General features: G+C 44.4%; 29 protein-coding genes and 1 pseudogene. 16 read left to right on the plus strand and 14 right to left on the minus strand.

The window, feature by feature from the left end:
• Positions 1-372: 372 nt before the first annotated feature.
• The 6 genes and pseudogenes from QTN95_RS05760 (at position 373) to QTN95_RS05785 (ending at position 5,833) form a co-directional block, all read left to right on the plus strand.
• On the plus strand, positions 373-1,017 hold the full coding sequence (locus QTN95_RS05760) for an inovirus Gp2 family protein (RefSeq protein WP_331416689.1): 645 nt from the start codon (positions 373-375) through the stop codon (positions 1,015-1,017).
• A 61-nt stretch (positions 1,018-1,078) separates the two neighbouring features.
• Positions 1,079-1,753, plus strand: a complete 675-nt coding sequence (locus tag QTN95_RS05765) for an inovirus Gp2 family protein (RefSeq protein ID WP_331416690.1) — start codon at positions 1,079-1,081, stop codon at positions 1,751-1,753.
• A 52-nt stretch (positions 1,754-1,805) separates the two neighbouring features.
• Positions 1,806-2,405, plus strand: a complete 600-nt coding sequence (locus tag QTN95_RS05770; protein ID WP_331416691.1) for an inovirus Gp2 family protein — start codon at positions 1,806-1,808, stop codon at positions 2,403-2,405.
• A 73-nt stretch (positions 2,406-2,478) separates the two neighbouring features.
• Positions 2,479-2,679 (plus strand): AlpA family transcriptional regulator, encoded by a 201-nt coding sequence (locus tag QTN95_RS05775; protein WP_001211741.1) that lies wholly within the window; start codon positions 2,479-2,481, stop codon positions 2,677-2,679.
• Between the two features lie 70 nt (positions 2,680-2,749).
• A pseudogene (locus tag QTN95_RS05780) lies at positions 2,750-3,037 on the plus strand (RNase H family protein); the annotation flags it as partial.
• 183 nt (positions 3,038-3,220) lie between these two features.
• The gene (locus QTN95_RS05785; protein WP_331416692.1) at positions 3,221-5,833 is read left to right on the plus strand and encodes a LysM peptidoglycan-binding domain-containing protein; all 2,613 of its coding nucleotides are present in this window, start codon (positions 3,221-3,223) and stop codon (positions 5,831-5,833) included.
• A gap of 826 nt (positions 5,834-6,659) precedes the next feature.
• On the opposite strand, the gene QTN95_RS05795 is transcribed toward QTN95_RS05785, so the two are convergent.
• The 6 genes from QTN95_RS05795 to radC (QTN95_RS05820) are packed head-to-tail and all read right to left on the minus strand — an operon-like array spanning position 6,660 to position 8,859.
• On the minus strand, positions 6,660-6,887 hold the full coding sequence (locus QTN95_RS05795) for a hypothetical protein (protein WP_331416693.1): 228 nt from the start codon (positions 6,885-6,887) through the stop codon (positions 6,660-6,662).
• Between the two features lie 47 nt (positions 6,888-6,934).
• Positions 6,935-7,303 carry a hypothetical protein gene (locus QTN95_RS05800; protein WP_331416694.1) on the minus strand — a complete coding sequence of 123 codons (369 nt, stop codon included), beginning with the start codon at positions 7,301-7,303 and terminating at the stop codon, positions 6,935-6,937.
• Entirely contained in the window at positions 7,300-7,455 is a 156-nt protein-coding gene (locus QTN95_RS05805) for a hypothetical protein (protein ID WP_331416695.1), read from the minus strand. The genes QTN95_RS05800 and QTN95_RS05805 overlap by 4 nt, the downstream gene beginning before the upstream one ends.
• A gap of 3 nt (positions 7,456-7,458) precedes the next feature.
• Positions 7,459-7,902, minus strand: a complete 444-nt coding sequence (locus QTN95_RS05810) for a DUF2787 domain-containing protein (protein ID WP_331416696.1) — start codon at positions 7,900-7,902, stop codon at positions 7,459-7,461.
• A gap of 49 nt (positions 7,903-7,951) precedes the next feature.
• The gene (locus tag QTN95_RS05815) at positions 7,952-8,389 is read right to left on the minus strand and encodes a DUF2787 domain-containing protein (RefSeq protein ID WP_331416697.1); all 438 of its coding nucleotides are present in this window, start codon (positions 8,387-8,389) and stop codon (positions 7,952-7,954) included.
• Positions 8,386-8,859, minus strand: coding sequence for a RadC family protein (gene radC, locus QTN95_RS05820; protein ID WP_331416698.1), 474 nt, complete (start codon positions 8,857-8,859; stop codon positions 8,386-8,388). The genes QTN95_RS05815 and radC (QTN95_RS05820) overlap by 4 nt, the downstream gene beginning before the upstream one ends.
• A gap of 191 nt (positions 8,860-9,050) precedes the next feature.
• Here radC (QTN95_RS05820) and QTN95_RS05825 point away from each other — a divergent pair, with 191 nt between their 5' ends.
• Together QTN95_RS05825 and QTN95_RS05830 are read left to right on the plus strand one after the other, a co-directional pair.
• Positions 9,051-10,229, plus strand: a complete 1,179-nt coding sequence (locus tag QTN95_RS05825; RefSeq protein WP_005496805.1) for a DNA cytosine methyltransferase — start codon at positions 9,051-9,053, stop codon at positions 10,227-10,229.
• A 95-nt stretch (positions 10,230-10,324) separates the two neighbouring features.
• Positions 10,325-11,938, plus strand: coding sequence for a TIGR02391 family protein (locus QTN95_RS05830; RefSeq protein WP_222743135.1), 1,614 nt, complete (start codon positions 10,325-10,327; stop codon positions 11,936-11,938).
• A gap of 103 nt (positions 11,939-12,041) precedes the next feature.
• Here the strand turns inward: QTN95_RS05830 and QTN95_RS05835 are convergent, their stop codons facing one another.
• On the minus strand, positions 12,042-13,268 hold the full coding sequence (locus QTN95_RS05835; protein WP_331416699.1) for a tyrosine-type recombinase/integrase: 1,227 nt from the start codon (positions 13,266-13,268) through the stop codon (positions 12,042-12,044).
• 237 nt (positions 13,269-13,505) lie between these two features.
• A complete protein-coding gene (locus QTN95_RS05840; RefSeq protein WP_331416700.1) occupies positions 13,506-14,372 on the minus strand; it encodes a YicC/YloC family endoribonuclease in 867 nt (288 codons plus the stop codon).
• A gap of 247 nt (positions 14,373-14,619) precedes the next feature.
• On the opposite strand from QTN95_RS05840, the gene rph reads away from it, so the two are divergent.
• A complete protein-coding gene (gene rph, locus QTN95_RS05845; RefSeq protein WP_331416701.1) occupies positions 14,620-15,336 on the plus strand; it encodes a ribonuclease PH in 717 nt (238 codons plus the stop codon).
• A gap of 64 nt (positions 15,337-15,400) precedes the next feature.
• Positions 15,401-16,042 (plus strand): orotate phosphoribosyltransferase, encoded by a 642-nt coding sequence (gene pyrE / locus QTN95_RS05850; RefSeq protein WP_138972939.1) that lies wholly within the window; start codon positions 15,401-15,403, stop codon positions 16,040-16,042.
• Between the two features lie 299 nt (positions 16,043-16,341).
• Here pyrE and lpxM read toward each other — a convergent pair whose 3' ends face one another.
• The 4 genes from lpxM to coaBC all read right to left on the minus strand — a co-directional run bounded on the left by lpxM (position 16,342) and on the right by coaBC (position 20,186).
• Positions 16,342-17,304, minus strand: coding sequence for a lauroyl-Kdo(2)-lipid IV(A) myristoyltransferase (lpxM, locus tag QTN95_RS05855; protein WP_331416702.1), 963 nt, complete (start codon positions 17,302-17,304; stop codon positions 16,342-16,344).
• Positions 17,305-17,319: 15 nt separating this feature from the next.
• Entirely contained in the window at positions 17,320-18,270 is a 951-nt protein-coding gene (locus tag QTN95_RS05860; RefSeq protein ID WP_331416703.1) for a Kdo(2)-lipid IV(A) acyltransferase, read from the minus strand.
• 5 nt (positions 18,271-18,275) lie between these two features.
• The gene (gene slmA, locus QTN95_RS05865) at positions 18,276-18,866 is read right to left on the minus strand and encodes a nucleoid occlusion factor SlmA (protein ID WP_138972942.1); all 591 of its coding nucleotides are present in this window, start codon (positions 18,864-18,866) and stop codon (positions 18,276-18,278) included.
• Between the two features lie 114 nt (positions 18,867-18,980).
• Positions 18,981-20,186 carry a bifunctional phosphopantothenoylcysteine decarboxylase/phosphopantothenate--cysteine ligase CoaBC gene (coaBC, locus tag QTN95_RS05870; RefSeq protein WP_331416704.1) on the minus strand — a complete coding sequence of 402 codons (1,206 nt, stop codon included), beginning with the start codon at positions 20,184-20,186 and terminating at the stop codon, positions 18,981-18,983.
• Between the two features lie 233 nt (positions 20,187-20,419).
• On the opposite strand from coaBC, the gene radC (QTN95_RS05875) reads away from it, so the two are divergent.
• The 5 genes from radC (QTN95_RS05875) (at position 20,420) to mutM (ending at position 23,522) form a co-directional block, all read left to right on the plus strand.
• Entirely contained in the window at positions 20,420-21,088 is a 669-nt protein-coding gene (gene radC / locus QTN95_RS05875; protein WP_138972944.1) for a RadC family protein, read from the plus strand.
• Between the two features lie 462 nt (positions 21,089-21,550).
• On the plus strand, positions 21,551-21,787 hold the full coding sequence (rpmB, locus tag QTN95_RS05880; protein WP_004743834.1) for a 50S ribosomal protein L28: 237 nt from the start codon (positions 21,551-21,553) through the stop codon (positions 21,785-21,787).
• A 13-nt stretch (positions 21,788-21,800) separates the two neighbouring features.
• Complete coding sequence (rpmG, locus tag QTN95_RS05885; RefSeq protein WP_004410866.1) at positions 21,801-21,971, plus strand: 50S ribosomal protein L33; 171 nt, start codon at positions 21,801-21,803, stop codon at positions 21,969-21,971.
• A 129-nt stretch (positions 21,972-22,100) separates the two neighbouring features.
• Positions 22,101-22,589 (plus strand): hypothetical protein, encoded by a 489-nt coding sequence (locus tag QTN95_RS05890; protein ID WP_331416705.1) that lies wholly within the window; start codon positions 22,101-22,103, stop codon positions 22,587-22,589.
• Between the two features lie 126 nt (positions 22,590-22,715).
• The gene (mutM, locus tag QTN95_RS05895) at positions 22,716-23,522 is read left to right on the plus strand and encodes a bifunctional DNA-formamidopyrimidine glycosylase/DNA-(apurinic or apyrimidinic site) lyase (protein ID WP_138972946.1); all 807 of its coding nucleotides are present in this window, start codon (positions 22,716-22,718) and stop codon (positions 23,520-23,522) included.
• Between the two features lie 88 nt (positions 23,523-23,610).
• On the opposite strand, the gene QTN95_RS05900 is transcribed toward mutM, so the two are convergent.
• Together QTN95_RS05900 and coaD are read right to left on the minus strand one after the other, a co-directional pair.
• Entirely contained in the window at positions 23,611-23,733 is a 123-nt protein-coding gene (locus QTN95_RS05900) for a hypothetical protein (RefSeq protein ID WP_331416706.1), read from the minus strand.
• 4 nt (positions 23,734-23,737) lie between these two features.
• Positions 23,738-24,232 carry a pantetheine-phosphate adenylyltransferase gene (gene coaD / locus QTN95_RS05905; RefSeq protein ID WP_331416752.1) on the minus strand — a complete coding sequence of 165 codons (495 nt, stop codon included), beginning with the start codon at positions 24,230-24,232 and terminating at the stop codon, positions 23,738-23,740.
• Positions 24,233-24,339: 107 nt separating this feature from the next.
• Between coaD and QTN95_RS05910 the strand changes: the two genes are divergently transcribed.
• Positions 24,340-25,374 (plus strand): glycosyltransferase family 9 protein, encoded by a 1,035-nt coding sequence (locus QTN95_RS05910; protein WP_331416707.1) that lies wholly within the window; start codon positions 24,340-24,342, stop codon positions 25,372-25,374.
• The last annotated feature ends 23 nt before the right edge of the window (positions 25,375-25,397 follow it).

Here is a 25,397-nt window from a genome sequence, read left to right on the forward strand (position 1 = left end):
TCCTATATGGTAGTTAGTATAATCCGACGTTTTAAGGCTGATTTGGATAAATGGCATCATCACTTTTTATGTGAGTGAATTCCAGAAGTAAAAATGCATGAGCCGTGATTTTTGATAAAAAATGAAGGTTAGCTGGTTGGATTTAGCCGATGTGAAGGCTCAGTAATCATCAAAAAATAGGGGGTGAGTAAATCGAGGTGGATCGGTAATTAATAATATATATACCCATCTACTAACCTAATCCTAGGCCTAAGCCAATTACCTCATCACACGATATCTTGGTAGGGGGATTGGTTCCCCTACCCAAAGAGAGACTTAGAAAATAACGTCACTCTCAGTACCTATGTCATTAACAAAACATAGGTCACCATCATGTCTAAGAATCTAACCATCACACACGAATCCACTTTCAACGGAAACAAGGTATACATCGACAAGGAGGGTTTGGTCGTTGAATACCTAGAAGGAATAGACTCAGTCATTGAGAAAGCTCTAGAGCAATACGCGAGACTTTTTATCGTTCGAGTGGACCTTAACTTACCAACAGACTTTAGAGGGGATGATTCAGCAGTGATGACTCGTTTCTTCCGCTCTTTGAAATCTCAGGTAGCGGCATATCGAAGACGTAGTGCTCGCCTAAATCGCAAACCCTATCGAGAGACTACTATTCGTTATGTGTGGGCTAAAGAATGTGATACCTCAACGAGCAGTCATTACCACGTTGCGCTTATCTTTGACCGGAATATCTTTCGCTCTCTGGGGGATTTTGGAGAGTATCAGCAAAGTTTGGCTAACCGTATTCGTAATGCATGGAAGCGTTCAGTGGAAGCCATGTACTCAGGCAAAGAGAAACCAGCTATCCATTTCTCCAAACAAGGTCAGTATCACTTGCTACGTAACTCAGAGGAGTTTGGGGAGGTGTTTCAATCTGTCTTTTATCGACTGAGCTATCTAGCGAAACGAAGAACGAAGCATTTTGGAAAGCGTATGAATAATTTCGGCCATAGTCATAAGTAGCTTAAAAAGTAACGGCAGTCCCAGTTCCTGTGGGAATCACACCAAACCACAGGAACCAATCATGATTTATCAACTCAACGTAGCTCATCAAAGACTCCACACCATCACTCATGACAGAACCTTCAATGGCAAACCACTCTACTACTTTAAGGATGGTCTCGTTCTCGAATACCTAAAGGAGATAGACCGAGTGCTGACTGAAGCACTAAACCAATATCCAAGAATTTTTGCTGTTCACATCAACCTAAACCTACCGAGTGACTTCGGTGGAGATTACCTAACGGTGTTTGTCCATTTCTTTCGTATTTTGGAATCAGAGACTAATGAGCTCTGTAAAGACAAATACACGGGTAGAACTTATCGATACCAGCAAACGGTTATTCGCTATATCTGGGCGAAGGCGAATGAATCCACCAGCAAGCACCATCATCTTATCTTGCTCTTTGATAGGGATCTCTTTCAAAACTTAGGTACTGGTCGAGAGGGTTGGGGCCGTTTTCTCTACAAAAAAGTGAGGAAGACATGGGATAGGGGGGTTGAAGCTAATTACAGCCAACCATGCTCAGGGCTGGCCTATTCCCCTGCTGATGACGTGTACGAACTTCTGAAAGGGGATGAAGCGTTCCCATTGCAGTTAAATGAGGTTTTCTATCGGATAAGCCGTCTCGCTAAGCCCATTGCCAACCGGAACGATCACTACAGCAAGAGCTTTGGTTGCAGTCACGACTCACCTTAAAAAATACAGCGCGAGTAATGCCTATGTCATTCACACACAAAAGGCATTACTCATGGCAAATAGAACCTACCTCCCAAGCATTACCCTTGATAGAACTTTTGAAGATTACCTGCTGTATTACAGCGACAAAGGGTTATACGAATCAGCACTGACCTCAATGGTCGATGTCTTTGAACAGGCACTCAGTCAGTTTGACATCGCTCTTGCTACACGTTTGGACTTGTTTTTGCCAGAAGACCATCAAGATACCGACCTCAGCATCATTAACGATTACTTTACGCTGCTTAAAGAAAAGCTTGATACGGATTCTCTGTTCTATGTATGGCGTAAGCGGGAAGACAAGGTGCCATCCCACAACTATCGCGTGATGCTGTTTAGTGACTATAGCCAGCACTTTGGTCCCGCTATTTGTTGGGACAAGCGCAATGAATTGGTCGGGCACCTTAAAGGGGCTTGGCAAGAAGCGATAGAAAAGCACTACAGCGGCGAAGCACGTTCATTGGTGTTTCTCAATGACCGAGGAAATTATGGGGTGGGGACTCGTTGTCGTAGCAAAGACGTCAACATAAAGAACACTGTCTTCCACCGCATGAGCAGTCTTGCTGAAGCGTGGAAAGAAAAGCGTTACTGCTTTGGTTCTAGCTTGGAATAGACCGATTGCATTTTTTTACAGTGGCGGCTTATCACATGGGTATATACAAAGCAGGAGACGATTCCCAGTGAAAATGAGATTTTTACGACTTAAAGACGTGATGTCACTGACAGGGCTAGGCCGCTCCACTATCTACAAGTTCATGGCTGATGAAACCGATTTTCCGAAGAGTGTGCCACTCGGTGGACGTGCCGTGGCTTGGGTCGAAAGTGAAATAGAGGAATGGATGGAGCAACGTCTAGCACTGCGAGACAACCAAGAATCCTTTCAGTAATACATACATCAACGGGGCGCTGACTAAGCAAAGTCATGCGCCCTTTTTTACAATTAGAGAGAGATAAGAAATGAGCTATTCAATTTACGTAGACGGCGCAGCACCAAACAACCAACACGGATGTACACGAGGAGGCATTGGGCTGGTGGTCATGGATGAAGATAATGAGATTGTTCATGAAGAGAGCTTCACCATCAATCGAAAAACCGACAATGCTGAGCTGGAACTACTGGCCTTAATCGAAGCATTGGAATACGCAGAAGATGGGGATGTTATCTATTCGGACAGCGATTATTGTGTGAAAGGCTTCAACATCTGGATGGATGATTGGAAAGACCGAGGTTGGCGCCGAGCGGATAATACCTCTCAGGCTATGTCCTATTTTTTGTTTGGGATGAGTTAGTTAATGATTAAGTCATTATCAATAGGTTTGGTTTCAGTGGGTGAAAATCACAATGTACGCAATTGGTAGGCCGACCTTATGGTTATAAATGCTGCAATTCTCACAGGTTAGGTAGAATAGGCTCATTAAATGTAGTGGATGGATTTGATTGTGGGTTATCGAGTGGTACGGCTAACCGAACTGATGACATATGAGTTTGGGCAGGTCGAAGGTGATTTAGAAAGACTGGATGAGAGAACGTTGGGTTCAGCGCTCCCTCAGGGGATGAGCTATTCCAGTTTTATGGACAAGCTGAAAAGTGGCGAGTTGGCCTTATTGACGGATTCACCCTCGAAGCCTGTGATGCTCCAAGACGGAATGAGCAAATCTTGGGAATTATCGACTGAAGGACAAGAGGCACTTTCGCCAGAAGCGAAGAATGCCTACCAGTCGAGAGCAAGAATGTCTGGCGGAGCGGCTGGCAGTGCTGCGCCCACTCAAAGCGCCGCTGGTTATGCGCCTAACATTGAAGAAACCTATGTCCCAGAGCCTGTGAAGCCGGATACCTCTGATGCACCGCCGAAACTGAAATACGAGTACTGTTTTGAAGTCGCTTGCTCTGATGAGACGTTTAGAAAAAGCGTAGGCTGCTCGTTTGAGCTGGCTAAGACGAAAGAAGAAGTAGTGATAGGTCGCTGGCAGACGGAGCCCACAGAGTACGGTACTAAATACATCGATTATACTGCCTTTGATGAGCCGAAAAAATTGTTTGCTAAAGTGACGGACAGCTCAATGGGCATTAGCGTCCCTGGTAGCGTACAGGTCAAGCCTATAGGCTCTGGTGTAGTACGAGAAGCTTTTATTCCTGTCGTCCCTTCGGTGCAGCTTGGTGAGCGTTTAGGGCTACCAACAGAAGGTTACTACTACCACTTCTACAATGGACGCTTAGTTCAAGAGTACAAGTTGCTTGGAAATGGTAAGTGGGCATTCTACGCGACACGTTCAACCCACGAGAAGCTCAATGATGAGCAAGGCTACAACGTCTATCAAAGTGCCATTTTGGTCTACTGGAAGCTCAAAGGTAAAGACGTTGAAAACCAACATCTGATTTATCTTGAACAGCAAATTACCCGAGAAGAGCTCGACAACCTCAATGATGACTGGTTGGCTCAACATGGTATCAAGCTCGATATCAACGAATTGCTTGCTGCGCCCAAGCAACCTGTCGCGGAAAGGCAAGCCACTCAACCCTCAGACACAGAAAAAGCAGAGAGCAAACCAGAACATACTGTTGGGACGGATTCTAAAACCAACCAACGAGAATCATGGGGAGCCATTGCAGAGCAATATGGCTTGTCGGCGAAACAATTACTGGATTTGAATCCACAGTATGATGCTGACCCGATGAAATTGAAGGTTGGTGACCAATTAGTAGTAAGTCACAAGACGGAGATTGAACAACAGACCGATTTAAAGTACGGGAAACCAAGTGTTGAAGTGAAGGAGTACAACAAGCCCTCAAACTCAATTTATGACTATTCGAGTTCTTACATCAAAGGCTCCACATTTAAGTCGGTGAATTCTGAAGATGTTGTTCACGATGATCTCACCATTGCTAACTTAAAAGAGGTTGAAGAACAGATAGAGTTCCAACTTGGCTTTGCGAGGGTTGAAGAGTCTCAGTCCCTTAGTGATTATTGGGAACAAGCGCTAAGTGGTGTCTCTTCGAAAACGAAATCTCTGATCCAAGAACATAACCAACATCTGAATGATCCCCTAATTCCTGGAGAAATGGTTATCTTCCTAACTAAGCAGCCGTCTTCAGAAGAGGACAAGGCCAAGCTAAAGTCATTAAAAGATAATTCAGTGCTAGCGAGTGAAGAATTGGGCAAGTTGAGCTCCGACCAAATCGAGTTGCATCAAGCTTACTTTGAAGTAATAGAAAATAAGCTAGTGGAGTATTGGAATACGGGTAAGCCGTCGGACTCATTCGCATACATGGGAGCTGTAGTTGGGACAGTAGCTCCAGCGATGCAGAAAAATCTGGAAAATGTATCTTCATCACTTAAAAAGATGGATCGTCTATACCTTGATCTCTTATCTAAAAAAATTGATAGAGCAAGTTTTGTTCGGCAGAGACAAGGTTTGAAGAAGATTCTCGATAAGCAATTGGATAAACTTACGCAACGGACACTGAAAATACCAGTAGACCAAGGCTTAAAGGCGAGTCTAGGGATAAATTCTACTAAGTCACTCATTCACAATGCCGATGAGATATTAAAGGAAGGTTCTGTTCCCGAGTTAGGGGGGCGGGTGGCAAATACTGCTAAGTGGGTTCGGTATGCTGAAAAGGCAGGAAAAATATCACTAGGATTTGGTGTAGCAAGTGCTCTGTATAACGTGTCGACAGAATGCAAGGATTTAAAAGGCTGTACCAAGCAAGTGACTGTTGAGTCTGGTGGTGTGATTGGTGGTTGGGCTGGTGGTATGGTTGGCGTTGCTATTGCAGGAACAGTAGTGGCAGCTTTAACCATCAGTTCTGCGCCAGTTATTATGGTTATCGTTGGTGCCTCAGCGCTTGGTGGAGGTATTGTCGGTGGTGGTGTAGGTAAAGATTTCGCTAAAAGAGCATATGATCTATCGCCGATGGAGGAACTTCTTGAAAAGTTTGAAAATAATGTTGACGAGCAAGCACAAGATAGGGTGAGTGAGTACATATTGAATTCAAGATTCAATAATTTTTCTGTAGAGCAGTCAATCAAAGGTCTTTGAACATGATAGATACGATAATTTCTAGCGCAGCAATGTTTTCACTTGTGTGGATGTTTGTCTATTTTTATCACTTGGCTGTATATGGTTTCGGCGACCGAAAGCACATAAACTTATTGGTAGATTGTTTAGCCAAAGAGCCTGAAAAATTTAAAGACAAATACAGTTTGTCCTTAGGTGGGATTGGTGCAGGGGGAGTATTCACTCTGTTTATTCTTAGTTATCCTTTTGTACGCCATCGCCGAAGAAATAGGGCAGTTTCCTTCGACTTGTTCATGTGGTTAAACTGGTTGTTTTTTATTGTCGCTATTCTCGTTTATACGTTTGGGTAGATGACGCCAGCATGGCTTCGTGATTATGTTTGATTTCGTGATGTTGAGGTCTTTGATAGGGCTACTGTTTTTTACATGGGCTCTAGTCTATTTTTATCACCTTGTCTATTCCTTAGGAGATAAAAAACATATCAATCAATTAGTAGACAACTTAGCGAAAGAGCCCGAAAGCTTTAAGAGTAAAAAATACATTGCTATGAATAGTATGGGGGCTGGTGGTTTATTCTCATACTTTTGCCTAGTTTACCCTTTTGTAAGACATCGAAGAAGAGAGAAAAAGTGTTCTTCTGACGTTTTTATGTTTTTAAACTGGTTGTTTTTTATGACCGTGCTTTACCTCTTTATTTTTGTATAAAGGATTAATATCGCAATCATTTTGGGTAGAGTTAAGTCGCTTTTTAACAGATAACATATACCTTTAAACCAGTGCATTGAGACAAAAAAGAATGGGGAGCGTGATTGCTCCCCATTGTCGTTTTTTATCGTTGCTGGTGGTATTACTTTTCTGTGATGGCTTCACAGCCTTCAGGGATGGTGATGCTCGCTGCTTCCTTACCTTTCTGCTGCGCCGCTTTCACATCCATTTTGTATTGAGTGCATTTGCCCACACTGACGTTGACTGCTCCCGAATCCGCGGATGGGCTGCCGCCCAGTGTTCCACCAGCAAAAGCAGAAGAGGTTGAGAAAACTAACGCTGCTGTGATGAGTAGAGTTGGCTTGTTCATAGTTGATCCTTACGAGTTGGTTGAGTGTGTTGTTTGGGAATTGGAAGTTAGAAGGTGTAGACAAAGATGCCCGCGCTGGAGGTGACTTCGATTTCTTTCACACTGTCTACGGTGCAGTTGTTGCTGTATCCGGTGTAGGTCTGGCCGAATTTCAATGAAACGTTTCTTGATAGCTCTGAGGTTGTGCCTGCGGGTAATCGGCAGTTGCCACGGTTAATCACTACATTGCTAATTACGGTGTTGTCAGTGATGGCTTGCAGGTCAAAGACCAGTGTTCCCCAGTGAGGGTTGGTGGATATCGACACTTCAATATCTGCCTTTGTTGCTTGAGTTTTGTCTTGGTCGCCGCAAGCGGTGAGTCCGATAAGCAATACGCTCATAGCGGCGTATCGGAGTAGGGTGTTGATTAATGTCATAACGGTGCAATCGCTGCCAGTAACCCAATCAATAGCACCACCAGAAACCCTAAAGTGGATAAGGCTCCAATGGCACCGAAGAACGGAGAAAGGGAGAACAACGTAATGAGGGCAGTGACAAGTTTGATGGTTTGTAGAAGAAGGGAAGTCATGAGTTATTGCGGGGTGACGGCTATCTCGTTGTAAGCGTCCATATCGACATAGGCAAGAAAGTTATTCTCCCATAGCCGATACAGCTCTTTGGCATCACGGCTACCCTGCATTGGTAGCCAGCCTCGATAGGCCACGAAGAACTGCCCAACCCGAAAATCAAAATCCAAGTTGCGCTCTAGCTCTGGGTAGTAGTTGCCCATATAAGCAAAGTCGGTGATGTACTCAATGCTCCATTCTCCTGTTGAGGTTTGGCAAATCGCCATTTCAACCGGATGAAAGCCGCCTTCATCCGCGCTGTAACTTTTATCACGAAAGTTAAATACCAGATAACGGCTTGTGGTCAGTGCTTCATTAACCAGCAAATGAGTGGTGAACTGTTCACTGAGCAGCTTATGCAGTTTCTTGGATATAGGTAGTGTGGATGCTGTAAAGGTTAATTTGGACACAGTGAGTCCTCCTTGTTTTAGGATTCAAATAAGAAAAGAGAGAGTGGATTTAGTTGAACGTACCGACCATTGTCAGTTGCACGTCATCAAAAACGTTTCTAGAAAGGTGACGAGCAAAGGCTTTCATCCAGACCGAGAGCAGCTCTTGTACCTCTGGATGGGATAAATCCGTGCTCCCCACATCGGGTTGATAGCACCAGCGATTAGCAAGGTGAAAGTACAACTCAGGTTCAACGGTTGTGCTGTTGTCATCGAGATAAGAGAAGCTGGCAAAAAACACCACCCGCCAAGGGCTAGAGGTTGACTCTCGCTTAAACTGTACCTCTATCGGGTGCAAACCTTGTCTATGTCGGTAGTAGCTCATTTGGCGGCAGTTCAGGACGAGTTTCTCGGCGTTCTCTGGGATAGTGTATCGATTAAGAAGTGCTTCCAGTGACGCATGTAACGCATCATCAATGCACAGCTCGCCATAATGTTGTTCAATCATAACCACCCCCTTTCAGCAAACGAGGTGCAGGTATCGCCTGTCACGATGTGGTCAAGAACGCGGACGTCCACCAGCGCGAGCGCATCTTTAAGTCTGTCGGTTATGCGTCTGTCCGCTTGAGACGGTGTTGAGTCACCGGATGGATGGTTATGCGCGAATATCACCGCTGCGGCATTCACTTCTAACACAGCTTTCACCACTTCACGTGGGTAGACGCTGGCCGCATCCACCGTTCCTTGAAACAGCTCTTTAAATTCAATCAGTCGGTTTTGGTTATCCAGTAGCAATAAGGCAAACACTTCACGCTCATAGCTGCCTAGCTTGCAGCGCACATACTCTTTGGTAGCATCAGGGTTGGTGAGGGCGTCACCACGCACGTAGCGTGTCGCCAGTATCTCTGCGGCATGCTCTAGGATTTCGTTTTCCTGATAGCGTTGCTGCTTTTGGCAATCGGAAGTTTTGGGATTCATTTCAGGCTCCTGTCGGAATCAATGGTAGGTATTCACATTGATGACATATGCCTGAATATTTTTGGATTTATGCTTTTTCCATAAGTTTCTGATGTGTAGTATTATTTCGGCTTTCTAGTGGTAATGTATGGTGATGGCTATTTAGATAGAAACAGGTAGAATGTTCGGCTTAAAATTTAGAGGTCGTGAGCATGTTACATAAAGCTATTGATTTATTTTCTGGTGCCGGAGGGTTTAGCTTAGCAGCGCATAATCTAGGACTGGAGATCGTAGCAGCTATTGAACTCGATAAAACGGCATCTCAAACATATCAATCCAATCTCGTTGAGAGGTTAGGTCAAAAAACGAGCATCTTAAACGAAGATATTCTATCAATCGATCCAGAAGAATTGAGAAAGTCTTTGGGTATCAATATTGGAGAGTTATCGATAATTCTTGGGGGGCCTCCATGCCAAGGATTTTCCAGTCATCGCATTAAAGATGCTGGTGTAGATGATCCGAGAAACAAACTTTTACTACGTTACTTTGACTTTGTAGCTGCGTTTTACCCAAAGGCTTTTTTAGTTGAGAATGTGGCAGGACTTTTTTGGGAGCGCCACAAAAGTTACCTAACTCGTTTTTTAGATTTAGCGAATGCGAACAATTATCGAATTGTATTTTGTAACACCCTTAATGCAAAGGATTACGGTGTTCCTCAGAATCGAAAGCGTGCTTTTATTCTTGGTATTCGAGATGACGTAAAGATAGATAAGCTTGTTTTTCCTCCGAAGAAAACACACTTTTCTCCTTCGTCTCAAGAAGTGGCTGGGGGGGCGAGTTCATGGACACCAGCATCTTCGGTATTTGAGCCAATAACATCCGATATTATTGAAAGATTCGTAACTGATCATTTCAGGCCGTATACAAAGCTCAGTGATGATGATGCTAGATACTATTTGAATCGTTTACCTTCAGGAGAAAAAGTAAGAAAAAACGATCCATGTAATATACATATGCAGCCTACACCCAAGATGGAAGAGCGTTTTAGAAGAACTAGGTTGAATGGTAGCAGGGTTGATGCTGGCGCAGAATTTGAGCTTAAGTGTCATTCCAATGGCTATGTAGGGCATAAAGATGTTTATGGTCGAATGTTTATTCATCAACCATCGAATACTATTACGACCGGTTGTAACAACCCGTCGAAAGGTAGGTTTGTACACCCATGGAAGAATCATGGCATAACACTTAGGCATGCTGCGAGGCTTCAGACCTTTCCCGATAGTTTTATTTTTAGTGGTAGTTCGACATATCAAGCGAAACAGATTGGTAATGCAGTGCCTCCGCTTCTTGGTGAAGTTCTCATTGCTGCGATTATGAATGGAATGGAATAATAAGAAGGTCTACAATGTAGACCTTCTTGCTTATCAATAAGATAAACTTTTAGTATGTAAAACATACAGCTTAATCCGCATCATCAGAGGTTGACATGGCATATGAATTAAAATTTGATCCTAAAACCATAGAACATTTAGGTGTAAAAATGTACTCGACCTTACCTCCTGCACTGGGAGAGATTATTTCCAATGCATATGATGCTGATGCAGATAAGGTTGAATTGAATTTTCATGAACAGAATCAGACCCCAAAATCAATAACGATCAAAGATGATGGGTATGGAATGAGTTCAGATGATATTCAAACTAAATTTTTAGTTATTGGTAGAAACCGTAGAAGTTCTGATGGGGATGTACCGACGCGTAAGCACAGACGACTACCAACTGGAAAGAAAGGGTTAGGCAAGTTAGCTTTATTTGGTTTAGCTAAAGTTATTACTGTAGACACTATTAAAGATGGGCTTCGCAATCGATTTGTTCTTGAATGGGATAATCTACTGTCTGCTGATGGGGTTTATAGCCCTAAGGTAGAGATATCCGACGAAAAAACGAGTAAAGAGAACGGAACTACAATAAAGCTATCGGAGTTGAAAAGAAAAACCCCTTTCGACTTAGAAGGTATCGCTGACAGCTTGTCAAAAATGTTTATCATAGACTCTTCATTTTCTATTGTTTTAAAGTCAACAAACGGTAAGGAATTGCTAGTTGACAATGATAGAAAATACAAACAGATAGAAGAGCAATTCTCTTGGGATGAAAATGATCTTATCCCTCAAGAGAGTATGTATAGGGATAAGATCCAGCTTCGATTAATAACCGCTAAAACACCCATTTCTCCTAGCTCAGGACTAAGAGGTATCACTCTGTTCTCTCGAGGAAAGTTGGTTAATGCACCTGAATATTTTGCATCAAGTACATCAAGCCATTTCTTTCAGTATTTAACAGGGTGGATTAAAGCTGACTTTATCGACCTGCTGGATGAAGATGTAATTTCCACTAACCGGCAAGCTATTAATTGGGATCATCCTGAAATGGAACAGTTAAGGGCGTTCTTATCCGACCTAATTGTGCAAGTAGGGCGTGAATGGCGAAAAAAAAGAGAAGTCAAAAAAAATGAGGATTTCACAGTAAGTACTGGTATTGACAAAGAGAAGTGGCTTTCTACGATGCCTAAGGATGTTAGGAGACCATTGCAGAAAATTGTCGACACTATGACCAAAGACGAAGAAGTTTCAGAAACGTATTTGCCAGTGATATCTGCTCTCTATGAGATTGTTCCAGAATACCCTGACTTACATTGGCGACATCTCCATGAAGAGATTCGGGAGAGAATTAAACCTTACTACTCTAATAATCAATTTGCAGAAGCAGCCGATCAGGGAACTAAAATTTACGCTCAGTTATTGCGAAAAATGAGTGGTGTGAATAAAGATGGAACTGATCTCGCTAGTGTGTTTAATGGTAAGCCACCCAAGATAAAAATTGCCGATATTAGTACTGATAGCGGATGGAATATCCAAGAAGGGCAAAGCCATATGACAAGAGGTGTAATGGCTGGCTTTAGAAATCCAATGAATCATGAGCCTTTCGACGTTTTAGTTCCCGGAACATTCTCTCAATTGGATTGTTTGAATATACTCAGTTTGATATCGTATTTAACAACAAGATTGGATCATGCCATTGATACTGAAGCAGAAAATAGTTAGTTGATGAATTCTCTATTTTGACTTGGCAGCGGTTAATCAATGATCAAAATTGTGTGAATTGTTTTGAATGTTAGAGGATGCTGATGAGCATCCTCTTCACGTTTTATCGTTCAAAGCTCTCGATGTAGTATTCTACTAGACCTGTAACCTTCTCTAGCGCTTCTTTACGCTCTTCCAAATAATCATATCGATCATAGATACCTTCAACACCTTTCAACTTGTGATTTAGACAGCGCTCCGCGATATGACTAGGAACTTTTACCGAAGCGAGTAGGCTACGGCAGGTGCGGCGTAGATCGTGAACCGCAAAGTGTTTGATATCGCCCATTTTATTTGGTGGTTGTACCTTACGACCGGGCTCACGACCAAATAGCTTTGAAATAGCTCTGTTCAGTGTGTCTTTGCCCATGTGAGGTACTTTGCTTTCCCTTCTGTTTGGGAAGACGTACTCCGAACGACAAGCTCGCATATGCAGTTCTTTAAACCACTCTATGCACAGCTCCGGAAGCGGAATCGTGAAACCTGTGCCAGATTTGCTTCGCTCCGCTGGCAGGTGCCATAAAGCATTATCAAGATCGAACTCTGCCCATCTTGCTTCTGTTAGCTCTGATTTGCGAACGCCAAGACAAAGAAGCAGAGCACAAGCTAGGTAATTGTCTCTATTGAAGCTATAAATGTTTTGGTTGAAGACGGAAAAAACATGTTTAATCTCTTCAAGCTCTAAGACCCGATCTCGGCTCTCTTCAATACCACCGGCATCATAGTTAGAAAATGCTAGTGCAGGGTTAGACTCAATAACACCAATTTTCATACCGTGTTTAAAAAGCTGCTTACAATACATGAGTGTGTCGTTAGCTGTGGTTGGACGGCCACTGTCAGCGACTATTTGGATGATATTACGGATATCTAAAGGTGTGACACGTTTCAACGTGTATTGACCAATTTGTGGAGAGATCTCTTTCTGATAGATACGCTTAGGTATATTGGGATGCTTGAGCCTTTTGGACAAATCCTTGTACCAGTCTTCGAAGAGATCATCGATTATTTGTATATCGGCTTGCTTACTCCGTTTTCTCTCTGCAATTGGGTTAATTCCTTCGCTTATTTGTTTTCGCAGCTCAGATGCTTTCAACCTTGCATCTGCAAGAGAAAGTTCATCGACTTTGCCAATAGTCACCTCCTTTCTTTTCTTAAAAAGGGTGTATCTTAGCATCCAGTATGGTCGACCTATTCTAGGAATCATTAGATAGAAACCATCACCATCGGCATGTCGACCCGTTTTTTGGTCCTTTACTATCGCCTTAACTTGGTTGACGGTGAGATTACCCATCTCTATCTCCTTGAATTTATAGCTCTAATCGAAGTTATTATTATACTCTCCACTCCAGAAGTGGGGAGTATGTTGTGATACTTATACTACGGTGGGGAGTAAATAGCAAAGTGCTACCCACAATACTCCCCGTTTTTTCGTGGCTGTTGATGAATTTCATGGATGTATATGGATGGTGAAAATAACAAAACCCTTATAAATAAGGGTTTTGTGGAAGTGTATGGAGTAGGAGGGAATCTATTCTATGTTTTGGATCTGCTCGCGCATCTGCTCGATAAGCACTTTAAGTTCTACGCCTGATGCGGTGATGTCAGTGCTGATAGATTTAGAGGCCAGTGTGTTCGACTCACGGTTAAACTCTTGCATCATAAAGTCTAAACGACGGCCACAAGCGCCGCCTTTTTTGAGGATATTAGTCGCTTCTTTGACGTGTGAATCGAGGCGGTCAAGTTCTTCTGCCACGTCAGATTTTTGCGCCAGTAAGATCAGCTCTTGCTCTACGCGTGATGAATCTAGCTCAATTTTTGCTTCTTCAAACTTAGAGAACAGACGCTCACGTTGCCATTCTAAAATTTCAGGCATGCGAGCGCGTACTTTGACCACTTCTTCTGTGATAGCATCTAAGCGCTGAACAATCAGGTCTTTCATGTTTTCGCCTTCGCGACCACGAGCCTCAATAAACTCGTCTACAGCCCGATCAAATCCAGCGAGTAGGTCTTTGTTTACCGCGTCCATATCTTGTTCAGATGTTTCCATCACACCTGGCCAGTTCATAATCTGGAAAGGGTTAAGGCGGCTCTCTTCACCGGTCATTTTCATCACTTGGTTAGCAGCGTCGATTACTTGCTTTGCCAAGCTTTCATTGATGCTCAGTTCGCCTTTTGCTGAAGGGTTTGCTTCAAAGCGTAAAGCACACTCTACTTTGCCGCGCGCCAAGCGCTTACGGAAGCGTTCACGCAGTACTGGTTCTAAGCCACGGAACTGTTCTGGCAGGCGGAAGTAGGTTTCCAAGTAGCGTTGGTTAACACTGCGGATTTCCCATACGGCTGTACCCCAATCGCCTTTCACTTCTTGGCGTGCGTAGGCTGTCATACTATAGATCATCGAATTTTCCTGTTTAATCATCTTTGAAAATAACGCGAGGCAATAGTAACACAGTTCTGAGCTTCGAGCTTCGAGCTATCTGGAATCTAAAGCAGCTTGTGCGGAAGTTAGATTCTGAATTGCGATTGTGCTTCCTTCAGGGTGACGCAAGTGAAAGTGGTGTTATCCTTCTCGCCACTCGCCACTCGGTATGCTATCATCCTGCCCCAACCTAAAACGTCTCCCCCTTCATATAAGGTAGATGCCCATGCGTCCAAACGATCGCAAGGCGGATCAAGTTCGCCCAATCAAAATTACTCGTAACTACACAGCTTATGCAGAAGGTTCTGTATTGGTTGAATTCGGCAATACAAAAGTACTTTGTAATGCGACCGTTGAAGAGAACGTTCCACGCTGGCTAAAAGGTCAGGGTAAAGGCTGGGTAACGGCTGAATACGGCATGTTGCCACGCTCAACGCACTCACGTATGCGTCGTGAAGCCACAAGTGGCAAGCAAGGTGGTCGTACGATGGAAATCCAACGTCTGATTGCACGTAGCTTGCGTGCCGTTGTTGATCTAGAGGCGATGGGTGAAATCATGGTAACGGTTGACTGTGACGTTATTCAGGCTGATGGCGGTACCCGTACTGCGTCTATCTCTGGTGCGAGCGTAGCGATGGCAGATGCATTCCAACACTTAGTTGAGAAGGGCAAGCTCAAAGCGAATCCAATGAAAGGCCACGTAGCAGCGGTTTCTGTTGGCATCTTAGGTGAGAATATCCTTTGTGACCTTGAGTACACCGAAGATTCAGCAGCAGACACAGATATGAATGTGGTTATGACCGAAGATGGTCGCATGATCGAAGTTCAAGGCACCGCAGAGGGCGAACCGTTCACCCATGCAGAGCTGATGAAATTGCTTGAGTCGGCAACCAAAGGTATTACCGAGATCGTAGCGGCGCAGAAGGCGGCGTTAGAAAATTGATTTAGATAGTCTGAGTTATCTTTTCTAGAGACTAGGAACTAGAAACTAATAAACGGAGAAAGTAATGAAAGCATACCAGCGTGAATTTATTGAGTTTGCATTAGAAAAGGAAGTACTGAAGTTTGGTGAGTTTACTCTGAAGTCCGGTCGTAAGAGCCCTTACTTTTTTAACGCTGGTCTTTTCAATACTGGTCGTGACTTAGCGCGTCTGGGTCGTTTCTACGCAGCAGCACTAGCAGATTCTGGCATTGAGTTCGATGTACTATTTGGCCCTGCGTATAAAGGTATCCCGATTGCGACAACGACAGCAGTCGCGCTAGCGGATCACCACGATCTAGATACGCCTTACTGCTTCAACCGTAAAGAAGCAAAAGATCACGGTGAAGGTGGCAACCTAGTCGGTAGTGCACTAGAAGGCCGTATCATGTTAGTTGACGATGTCATTACCGCTGGTACTGCAATTCGTGAGTCAATGGAAATCATTCAGGCAAATGGTGCAGACCTTGCGGGTGTTCTTGTGGCTATTGACCGTCAAGAAAAAGGTAAGGGTGAGCTTTCTGCGATTCAGGAAGTGGAGCGTGACTTTGGTTGTGCAATTATCTCTATCGTTAGCCTAACGGACTTAGTGACATTTCTAGAAGAGAAAGGTACCGATGCAGAGCACCTTGAAGCAGTGAAAGCGTACCGAGCTGAGTATGGGATTTAGAGACTGAGTCTCGAGAACGCTGCGCTCCGAGATCGGGCTACGCCCTGCGAGATTCTAGAACTGACTTCGTCCACCGAGAGGTTTGAGCTGGTAGAACGGTGAAAGAAACTTTAGTGCAAAGGTGTTGACAGGACTTGTTCCCTCGAAGAGATAATAATCCAGCTCTCGCCTCCATAGCGTAGCTAAACAAAAAGGGTTGACGTTTGTGCGTCAACCCTTAAATATTTTAACTCGCAACTCGCAACTCGCAACTCGCAACTCGCAACTCGCAACTCGCAACTCGCAACTCGCAACCGCCTTTACGAATTATCGTAAATACCCACACCATCTCGGCGTGTTTTCAGTAACGATAAGTTCCACATATATTGCTCAGGACGAGGGCGAACCAGATCTTCAATCGCTTGATTCATAGCGCGCGCATCCGTTTCTTCATCACCAGTCGGGAAGTTTTCGAGAGCGGGTAGGATATGGACTTCGTATTTACCTGTTTTATCGTTGTAAGCAGGCAGAATAGGAACGACTTTGGCTTTTGACAGGCGAGCCATTTTGCCAAATCCCTTAAGTGTCGCTTTTTCAGTACCAAAGAAGGGGACAAATACTGAGTTGGCAGGACCAAAATCTTCATCGGGTAGCCAGTAACCCAAATATCCATCCTTTATTGAACGAACAAATGGTTTAACCCCAGCTTCACGGGCAAAAATTCGACCACCATACTGCATGCGCTGTACCTGCATTAGCCAATCGCCAATTGGGTTACGCTGCGGCTTCATAATGGTGGTTACTTTGTAGCCTTTTGCAGCAAGCATCACCGCAGGGTAGTCAACAGCCCAGGCATGTGGTGCAAGGATAATGACATTCTCACCGGCGTCCAGCAGAGGTAGGATATTCTCTTCACCTATCATCACACCGCGGTCTTGGTTATGTTTGGTTGAACGAAGCAAAAACTCCGAGTAGCCCAATAGATACTGAGCGGCTTTTACAAAAGTCTCTTCAAGGATCGCTTGGCGCTCTTGCTCTGATTTCTCAGGGAAGCAGTATTCTAAATTTACTCTTGCACGACGAACCACTCGGCCATTTTTTCGTACAGCAAATACAGAGAGTTTACGTGCTAGGCTGTCTCGCCAGCGGTATGGCATAAAAGCAAACAGTGCGGCGAAGAAGATACCCAGCCAAGTCCCCCAATGTTTTGGGTGGAGAAAAGACCACTCAAAAGTCGGGTTATGTAGATGTTTATCAATGCTGTTTTTTTCGTTGGTGCTCATTCAGCGACGCCTTTATTATTTATAACGTGAGTTAGTCAGGGTATGATCGGGTAACGACTTAAATCGTTTGTGTAACCACATCCACTGTTCTGGTGCGCGCATAATAATCTCTTCAACAAATTTATTCATGTAGGCTGCGGCGGCAACTTCATTTTTTTTCGGGTAATCAGCCGAAATATCACGATCAGCGATGATCTCGTATTTACCGTCAGCATTGCGGAAACCTGAACCTGGCACGATGGCACATTTACTTGTGTAAGCAATAATGCTCGTTCCTGTGGTTGTGCACGCCTCTTCTACAGCAAAGAAAGGAACAAATACCGATTTGTTATGACCATAGTCTTGGTCTGGTAAATAGAACAATCGGTGCCCATCGCGCAGTACTCGAATCATCTGTTTGATATCACGACGGTATACCAATTGGTTACCATTGTGGCTGCGACCACGGTACTGAATAAATTCATAGGCTGGATTACTGTGTGGACGGTAAACCCCATAACCTTGTAGACCAAGTACACCAAAAGCGCGTGCGGTAATTTCAAGGTTGAGAGCATGAACACAACAAAGTAGAGCCCCCTTACCTTCTTTATCGAGTCGTTTTAGCTCTTCGATATCTTTAGCAACAAGAATGCGTTTAAAGCGCCACGTAGGCCAGAACCAAGTGATACCCGTTTCAATCAGCGCCATACCCGTGTTCTTAAAGTTCTCTGTTACCATGTTGTCGATCTCTGACTCTGATAGGTCAGGGAAAGAGAGTTCCAGATTACGTTTAGCGATATGAACACGTGACTTACCGACTCGCATGCCAAGTTGTCCAATACCACGTCCTATGCGAAATAGCACAGAATATGGGAGGATATTAACGATTAGGGCCAGTAATCCAAAGCCAAACCAAACCCCCCAGTATTTAGGGTGCATTAAGGCAATAGAAAACTTAGGTTTTTCGACGGTGGTTCTGTTACTCATAATTATTACTTTATTTGTGCGCTCAGTAGCGCCCAGTATTCCTCAAAATTAGCGGTTGGCTGATATTTAAAGTCACTGCGAACAAATCGGTTCAAGCTTCCCTCAACTTGTCCCAATAGCTGGGCCGCCAATACTTTTTCATCCACTGGAAAGGCTTTTCCTTCGCGCAGCATGCGCTCACGCAGAATTTGACGAAGTGAGGTTTCGATGCGTTCAAACAGCTGGTTGATTCGATCACGCAGGCGCTCATTTTCAAACATCAGAGCGTGGCCTGATAAAATTCGGCTCAGACCTGGGTTGCGCTCAGCAAAGGCCAAGATTAATTGTAATACTAGGCGAATTCGCGTCAGAGTGTCTTTCTCTTCATCGAGAATTCGGTTAATACGTGACATTAAAGACTCTTCGATAAACTCGATTAAGCCTTCAAACATTCGCGCTTTACTTGGAAAGTGACGATATAGCGCAGCTTCTGAAACGCCAACTTGTTTAGCGAGTTTTGCGGTTGTAATGCGTGAAGCACCTTCATTTGACTCCAGCATTTCGGCTAATGCTTGCAAAATTTCATCTCGGCGGTTGGTTTTTCGTGTTCCGGCCATGAAGCTTTCCTTATTTTGTTACCATTCTGAATAAAAAAGGGTTTGAATCTCTTTGTGCTCAAACCTGACAACCCCTTGTTCTGCGGTATTTCCATCTCTAGAGATGAATGCGCTTTAAGCGTCGAGTTTCTCCGCGATTGTCATCATTATTTGATGTGCTATCTGTTGTTTTGATGCAAGAGTAAGTGACTGCTTACCATCTTTCCAGTATACGGTGATTGCATTGTTGTTGCTATTAAAGCCTTGACCTTCAACTGAGACATCATTGGCACAAATGAGGTCTAAATTCTTTTTGACCAATTTCCCACGAGCATAGCTTTCAACATCTTGAGTCTCAGCAGCGAAGCCAACAGTAAAGGGTCTATTTTCAGTCAGAGCGGCAACGGAGGCGATGATGTCCGGGTTTTTGATCATACTAATGGTCATTTGATCGCTATCATCGGTTTTCTTTATTTTTTGCTCTGCGATGGTTGCTGGACGGTAATCGGCCACCGCTGCGCATCCGATGAATACGCTGTGATTAGGTGCATTTTCCATAACGGCGTCATACATGCTTTGCGCGCTATCGACGTCAATACGTTCAACACCTGCAGGGGTTGCCAGTGAAACAGGGCCAGCAATTAGGGTGACCTTTGCACCCAGCGCGTGTGCCGCTTGTGCGAGCGCAAAGCCCATTTTCCCTGAGCTGTGGTTTGAAATATATCGGACAGGGTCGATTGCTTCACGTGTTGGGCCTGCGGTGATAACCACTGATTGACCCTTTAATGGTTTTTCAGTGAAGAATTGCTCACAGAGTCCGACGAGTTGCATTGGTTCAAGCATGCGGCCAGGGCCGACATCTCCACAAGCTTGTTCACCCGCAGCAGGGCCCCAGATGTGCATGCCACGACGTTCTAGCGTTGCAATGTTCTCTTGAGTGGCGATATTTCGGTACATCTGTTGGTTCATTGCTGGTGAAACCGCGATCGGAGAGTCTGTCGCTAACACCAAAGTCGTTAATAGGTCGTTACCCATACCCGCACTCATGCGAGCAATTAAATCTGCGGTTGCTGGAGCCAGTAGAACTAAGTCTGCCCATTTAGCAAGCTCTATGTGACCCATTGACGCTTCAGCAGCTGGGTCTAACAGGCTATCTGATACCGGTCTGCCGGAGACTGCCTGCATAGTAAGTGGGGTAATAAACTCTTTGGCTGCATTTGTCATAACAACCTGAACTTGTGCACCACGTTCAATCAATCGACGTGTAAGTTCGGCACATTTATAAGCAGCAATGCCACCACTAATACCTAAAAGGATCTTTTTACCTGCGAGTGTTTGCATGATGATCTTCCTTAAAATTTCTGCCCGTAAGATAACACGGCTAACAATTGCGTGCCTAGAGTCGCTATCTGAGTTATTGAATTTGGAAGTGGAGCAAAACATCTCCTACTTAATTGACTAGGGTGTTGCTCAAGAATGTCTGAAGTGTCGCGGTTAGAGTATTTCATTTCGTGTTCAGAGTGCCTTTTGAGTGATACTAGCCTAGCTTGGTTGATAACTATGATGAGAACACAATGAAATCCATACCGAAATCGTCGATGCCACGTGAGAAGCTATTGTCACACGGACCACAAGCACTGACGGATGCTGAGTTATTAGCGATTTTTCTTCGAACGGGTACGCAAGGAATGAATGTGCTGGCTTTATCTGATCACTTGATCGGCGAGTTTGGTTCATTACGTCGGCTTTTTTCTGCGGAACTGAAGCAGTTTTGTCACTATAAAGGCTTAGGCGTTGCCAAATATGTTCAACTGCAAGCCGTGTTGGAAATGACTCAACGTTATTTGTCTGAGTCCTTGCAGCGAGGCGATGCTTTAACCAGTCCACAGCAGACGAAACTTTACTTATCTGGTCTACTAAGAGATAAGCAGAGAGAAGAATTCTACGTATTATTTTTAGACAATCAGCATCGAGTGATACATGGTGAGTCATTATTTCAAGGTACGATCGATAGCGCATCAGTTTATCCGAGAGAGGTGGTAAAACGCGCATTAGAACTTAATTCAGCGGCACTTATTCTCGCGCACAATCACCCATCAGGCATTGCAGAGCCTAGCCAAAGCGATAGAAGAATTACCTGCCGAATCAGTGATGCGCTGGCGCTGGTGGACATTCGAGTGCTTGACCATTTTGTTATCGGAGACGGTGAGATAGTGTCTTTCGCGGAACGAGGGTGGATATAATTTAGTTTCGAGTTTCGAGTTTCGAGTTTCGAGTTTCGAGTTTCAAGAGAGGCTAGTGGATCGATTAGAGAAGTAGATAAGACGATTTCGGGGTTGATTAGCAACAAATCTGCAACTGTTAAGTGGCTGAAATCTTTCTATGAACGAGCTTCCAGAACCTCGAAACGGCTATTTTCTGTGATTTTGTTTAAGTTTTGGTTGTGGGAACGTCGATTTCTGCTACAATCGCCCGACATTTTTTAGCACATAAATCAGCTCTGCCTAAAAAAGATCAGGAAAACCTGTAAAAAGGATCTGTTCGGGTCTTGAGCAATGCTACGCAAGTTAGTATAATGCGCGACCTTTGATAGCCTTGTATGGGTTTCCATAGCGGTATAAGACCTCAAACTTCTAACTTTAGAAACTGAGAGGTTCGGCCACCAAGGTTGATATCGAGCTGAAACGATTTTGGAGAAGACATTCATGTCACGAGTATGCCAAGTAACTGGTAAGCGTCCAGTAACGGGTAACAACCGTTCACACGCACGCAATGCTACTAAGCGTCGTTTTCTGCCGAACCTACAAACTCATCGTTTCTGGGTAGAGAGCGAAAAACGTTTTGTTAAACTACGTCTATCTGCTAAAGGTATGCGTATCATCGACAAGAAAGGCATCGATGCTGTTCTTGTTGATATCCGTGCAAACGGCGTAAACGTTTAAGAGGAAATAGACAATGGCAAAGAAAGGCGTACGTGAGAAAATCCGTCTAGTATCTTCTGCAGGTACTGGTCACTTCTACACGACTGATAAGAACAAACGTAACATGCCAGGCAAATTCGAGATCAAAAAATTTGATCCTGTAGTTCGCCAGCACGTTATGTACAAAGAAGCTAAAATCAAGTAATTGATTATTCTTTGAACTTCCTTCGGGAAGCGTGAATTAGAAACCCAATCATAGAAATATGGTTGGGTTTTTTATTGCTCTTTTTTCTGCTATTTTTTAACGAGTTAATAGCAGTGAAAAGACTGAATCATGCGAGTTTCCCCATCGCGCCGCAGGCGTTGGAACAACATCCTTATCTTGGGCATTATTGCGTTTATCGGCCTGCTGAATTTGCCGACATTGATCAAAACCTATTTGATTGATGATCCGGTGATGCAAAGCCAGCCCCCATATTTGTTCAATCCCAATGCTGAGTTGCAAGCATTACATTTCTCAAACTGGTCACTGGAAAAGAACCAAGGTCGTTGGCGCAGTACTATCCCTACGTCCATTGCTGAACAAGAACTTGCGCAGCGTTGGCAGAGTTTGGTGGGAACTGAAGTGACACAAGAGAACTTTGATAGTTTGAAGCCTCAGTTGACCTCCCCGAAATCCATTGAAGCTTGGTATTTGGATCAGGAAGAGCCGCAAAGGATCACGTATTATCAAACGCCTCAATTTTGGCTATTAAAAAACTGGCAGGATAAGTGGATCGCGATTTCAGTGCAAAGTGAGTATCTTGTTCCGAACGAGCTTTAATCACTTTGATTTGCTGTGTTCCCCGAGCAACAATCTAAAGAAACTCGAAACTCGAAACTCGAAACTCGAAACTCGAAACTCGAAACTCGAAACTCGAAACTCGAAACTCGAAACTAGGACCCATACATGCCTGAATTACCTGAAGTTGAAGTGAGCCGAATGGGGATATCCCCTCACTTAATCGGTGAGACGGTTGCCAAAATTACTTTTCGTACACCTAAGCTGCGTTGGGACATTCCAACAGAGCTTAAGCAAATGGAAGGGCAGGTGATTCGTAATATCTCTCGCCGAGCCAAATACTTACTAATTGAGACCGATATTGGTAGCGCGATAGTCCACCTAGGTATGTCGGGCTCTTTACGAGTTTTGGATGCAGAGATCGCTCCAGCAAAGCACGATCACGTTGATCTCAAACTGACTAACGGCAAGGTACTGCGTTACAACGATCCAAGGCGTTTTGGTGCCTGGCTATGGACCGAAGATGGGACTCATACTGCACTAGGTACTATGGGGCCAGAGCCACTTACTGATGATTTTAGCTGTGAATATATCGCTGAAAAAGCCAAAGGTAAGCGAGTCGCGGTGAAGCAATTTATTATGGATAACAAAGTGGTTGTCGGTGTGGGTAATATCTACGCCAATGAGTCTCTGTTTAGTTCACGAATCCACCCAACCCGACCTGCAGGAACGCTGACTAGCAAAGAGTGGGCTTTACTTGTCGACGAGATTAAACAGGTACTGGCTACCGCCATTAAGCAAGGCGGTACGACGCTGAAGGATTTTGCTCAAGCGGATGGTAAGCCCGGATATTTTGCTCAGGAGCTTCAGGTTTACGGTAAAGCTGGAGAGCCATGCCCAAGCTGTGGAGAACCACTTGAAGAGCTTAAAATCGGCCAACGCAATACGTTTTTTTGTGCCGAATGTCAGAAATAGAGGGAGAGCGAGACGCTAGAACGCTTCGCTCCGAGAGTGGACTGTGCGTGAGTCAAAAGTTGCTGGTAGTACTGATTCCTATCTGTATTTAAAAGAAAAGGGTTGGCACATAGTGACAACCCTTCACAATTTGCTCGCCACTCGCCACTCGCCACTCGCCACTCGCCACTCGCCACTCGCCACTCGCCACTCGCCACTCGCCACTCGCCACTCGCTTACACCTTCGCTTTTTCTTTCAACGCCTCTGCCACTACTTGCGGGACAAAATTGGTCACATCGCCACCGTGAATAGCAACTTCGCGCACTATGGTTGAAGAGATAAAGGCGTGCTCTTCAGCTGGCGTTAGGAACACACTCTCTAAACCAGGCATCAAACGGCGGTACATGTTGGTCAGGCCGAATTCGTATTCGAAGTCGACGGTAGTTCGAAGGCCGCGAATAAGCACATTGGCTTGTTCTTGTTTGGCAAAATCGACCATCAGTCCCGAAAAGCCCTTTGAGGTAACATTATCTAGATGCTTTGTGACCTCCTGAGTAAAATGGACTCGTTCATCTAAGGTAAACATGGTGTTTTTGCTTGGGCTGGCAGCGACTGCAATAATGACTTCGTCAAACATATCAGCAGCGCGCTCGATAAGATCTAAATGTCCATTAGTAATAGGATCAAAAGTGCCCGGATAAATTACTCGGGAAAGGCGTTTTTGGCTCACGGTTAAGATACTCAATTCATTCCATCTGCTTCAATCTTAACAAAAAGGCTCACAATTACCCACTGAAGCCGCTATCATTGGGACAAATTAGACAATTGGATGGGACGATGAAAAAGATACTGGTTGTGCGTAACGATAAAATTGGTGACTTCATGCTAGCTTGGCCAAGCTTTGCTATGTTGAAAGCCTCACTACCAGATTGTCACATCACAGCGCTAGTCCCTAACTACACGGTGGCATTGGCCGAGCTATGTCCTTGGATTGATAGCGTGTTGGTTGACCCAACAGAGAAAAGTGACAAAGCCAAACAAATCGAATTGATAAAGCAGATTCGTGCCGAGCAATTCGACGCCTCAATCAATCTATTCTCAACCACTTATAACGCTAAGTTAGTCTGGAAAGGTAAAATCCCTTACCGATTAGCTCCAGCGACTAAGCTGGCGCAGATTTTTTACAATAAACGCATCAAGCAGAAACGTTCGCAATCTGCTAAGCCTGAATTTGAATATAACCTCGACCTTATTCGTGCCTTCCTGACCGACAATAAAGTGAAAGTTGTTGAACCTTCTGCACCTTATCTTTCGTTTAGCGACCAACAGCTTGTTGAGCAAAAAGCGAAGCTGGCGCAGCAATTGAGTTTAAATAGCGATAAACCATGGATCTATGTTCATGCAGGAAGTGGCGGTAGTGCGAATAATTTATCACTACAACAATACACCCAGCTAGTATGTGGCTTAGAGGGCGATTTTGAGGTGGTGCTGACTGCTGGCCCAGGAGAAGAGCAAAAAGCGGCGGAGTTACAAAAACTGATGGCAGAGAATGGCCGAAGTGCGGTGCTTTACGATAACAATGATGGCTTAGTGGACTTCTCTTGCTCTATTGCCTGTGCAGATATGTTTATTGCTGGCTCCACTGGTCCACTGCATATTGCGGCTGCGATTGATGTGCCTACTGTTGGCTTCTTCCCAAGTAAACGTTCTGCAACGCCATTACGTTGGAAGCCAATCAACTCAGAAGGTAATCATATCGCCTTCTGCCCACCCAAAGCGGATGATAAAGCGAGTCAGGAAGATATGGCGCGTATTGATATTGCACAGGTTTTAGTAGAGCTGAAACCTTGGGTCAAGAAATTACTGAAATGATAAAGGGCTCTGATGAGCCCTTT

It is taken from the genome of Vibrio sp. M260112 (genome assembly GCF_036533775.1).
Classification (GTDB): domain Bacteria; phylum Pseudomonadota; class Gammaproteobacteria; order Enterobacterales; family Vibrionaceae; genus Vibrio.

Excerpts from the sequence above, each read along its gene's own strand:
- QTN95_RS05760 (WP_331416689.1), top strand. The coding sequence starts at position 373 with ATGTCTAAGAATCTAACCATCACACACGAATCCACTTTCAACGGAAAC.
- QTN95_RS05765 (WP_331416690.1), top strand. The coding sequence starts at position 1,079 with ATGATTTATCAACTCAACGTAGCTCATCAAAGACTCCACACCATCACT.
- QTN95_RS05770 (WP_331416691.1), top strand. The coding sequence starts at position 1,806 with ATGGCAAATAGAACCTACCTCCCAAGCATTACCCTTGATAGAACTTTT.
- QTN95_RS05775 (WP_001211741.1), top strand. The coding sequence starts at position 2,479 with ATGAGATTTTTACGACTTAAAGACGTGATGTCACTGACAGGGCTAGGC.
- QTN95_RS05785 (WP_331416692.1), top strand. The coding sequence starts at position 3,221 with ATGGATTTGATTGTGGGTTATCGAGTGGTACGGCTAACCGAACTGATG.
- QTN95_RS05795 (WP_331416693.1), bottom strand. The coding sequence starts at position 6,887 with ATGAACAAGCCAACTCTACTCATCACAGCAGCGTTAGTTTTCTCAACC.
- QTN95_RS05800 (WP_331416694.1), bottom strand. The coding sequence starts at position 7,303 with ATGACATTAATCAACACCCTACTCCGATACGCCGCTATGAGCGTATTG.
- QTN95_RS05805 (WP_331416695.1), bottom strand. The coding sequence starts at position 7,455 with ATGACTTCCCTTCTTCTACAAACCATCAAACTTGTCACTGCCCTCATT.
- QTN95_RS05815 (WP_331416697.1), bottom strand. The coding sequence starts at position 8,389 with ATGATTGAACAACATTATGGCGAGCTGTGCATTGATGATGCGTTACAT.
- radC (WP_331416698.1), bottom strand. The coding sequence starts at position 8,859 with ATGAATCCCAAAACTTCCGATTGCCAAAAGCAGCAACGCTATCAGGAA.
- QTN95_RS05825 (WP_005496805.1), top strand. The coding sequence starts at position 9,051 with ATGTTACATAAAGCTATTGATTTATTTTCTGGTGCCGGAGGGTTTAGC.
- QTN95_RS05830 (WP_222743135.1), top strand. The coding sequence starts at position 10,325 with ATGGCATATGAATTAAAATTTGATCCTAAAACCATAGAACATTTAGGT.
- QTN95_RS05835 (WP_331416699.1), bottom strand. The coding sequence starts at position 13,268 with ATGGGTAATCTCACCGTCAACCAAGTTAAGGCGATAGTAAAGGACCAA.
- QTN95_RS05840 (WP_331416700.1), bottom strand. The coding sequence starts at position 14,372 with ATGATCTATAGTATGACAGCCTACGCACGCCAAGAAGTGAAAGGCGAT.
- rph (WP_331416701.1), top strand. The coding sequence starts at position 14,620 with ATGCGTCCAAACGATCGCAAGGCGGATCAAGTTCGCCCAATCAAAATT.
- pyrE (WP_138972939.1), top strand. The coding sequence starts at position 15,401 with ATGAAAGCATACCAGCGTGAATTTATTGAGTTTGCATTAGAAAAGGAA.
- lpxM (WP_331416702.1), bottom strand. The coding sequence starts at position 17,304 with ATGAGCACCAACGAAAAAAACAGCATTGATAAACATCTACATAACCCG.
- QTN95_RS05860 (WP_331416703.1), bottom strand. The coding sequence starts at position 18,270 with ATGAGTAACAGAACCACCGTCGAAAAACCTAAGTTTTCTATTGCCTTA.
- slmA (WP_138972942.1), bottom strand. The coding sequence starts at position 18,866 with ATGGCCGGAACACGAAAAACCAACCGCCGAGATGAAATTTTGCAAGCA.
- coaBC (WP_331416704.1), bottom strand. The coding sequence starts at position 20,186 with ATGCAAACACTCGCAGGTAAAAAGATCCTTTTAGGTATTAGTGGTGGC.
- radC (WP_138972944.1), top strand. The coding sequence starts at position 20,420 with ATGAAATCCATACCGAAATCGTCGATGCCACGTGAGAAGCTATTGTCA.
- rpmB (WP_004743834.1), top strand. The coding sequence starts at position 21,551 with ATGTCACGAGTATGCCAAGTAACTGGTAAGCGTCCAGTAACGGGTAAC.
- rpmG (WP_004410866.1), top strand. The coding sequence starts at position 21,801 with ATGGCAAAGAAAGGCGTACGTGAGAAAATCCGTCTAGTATCTTCTGCA.
- QTN95_RS05890 (WP_331416705.1), top strand. The coding sequence starts at position 22,101 with ATGCGAGTTTCCCCATCGCGCCGCAGGCGTTGGAACAACATCCTTATC.
- mutM (WP_138972946.1), top strand. The coding sequence starts at position 22,716 with ATGCCTGAATTACCTGAAGTTGAAGTGAGCCGAATGGGGATATCCCCT.
- QTN95_RS05910 (WP_331416707.1), top strand. The coding sequence starts at position 24,340 with ATGAAAAAGATACTGGTTGTGCGTAACGATAAAATTGGTGACTTCATG.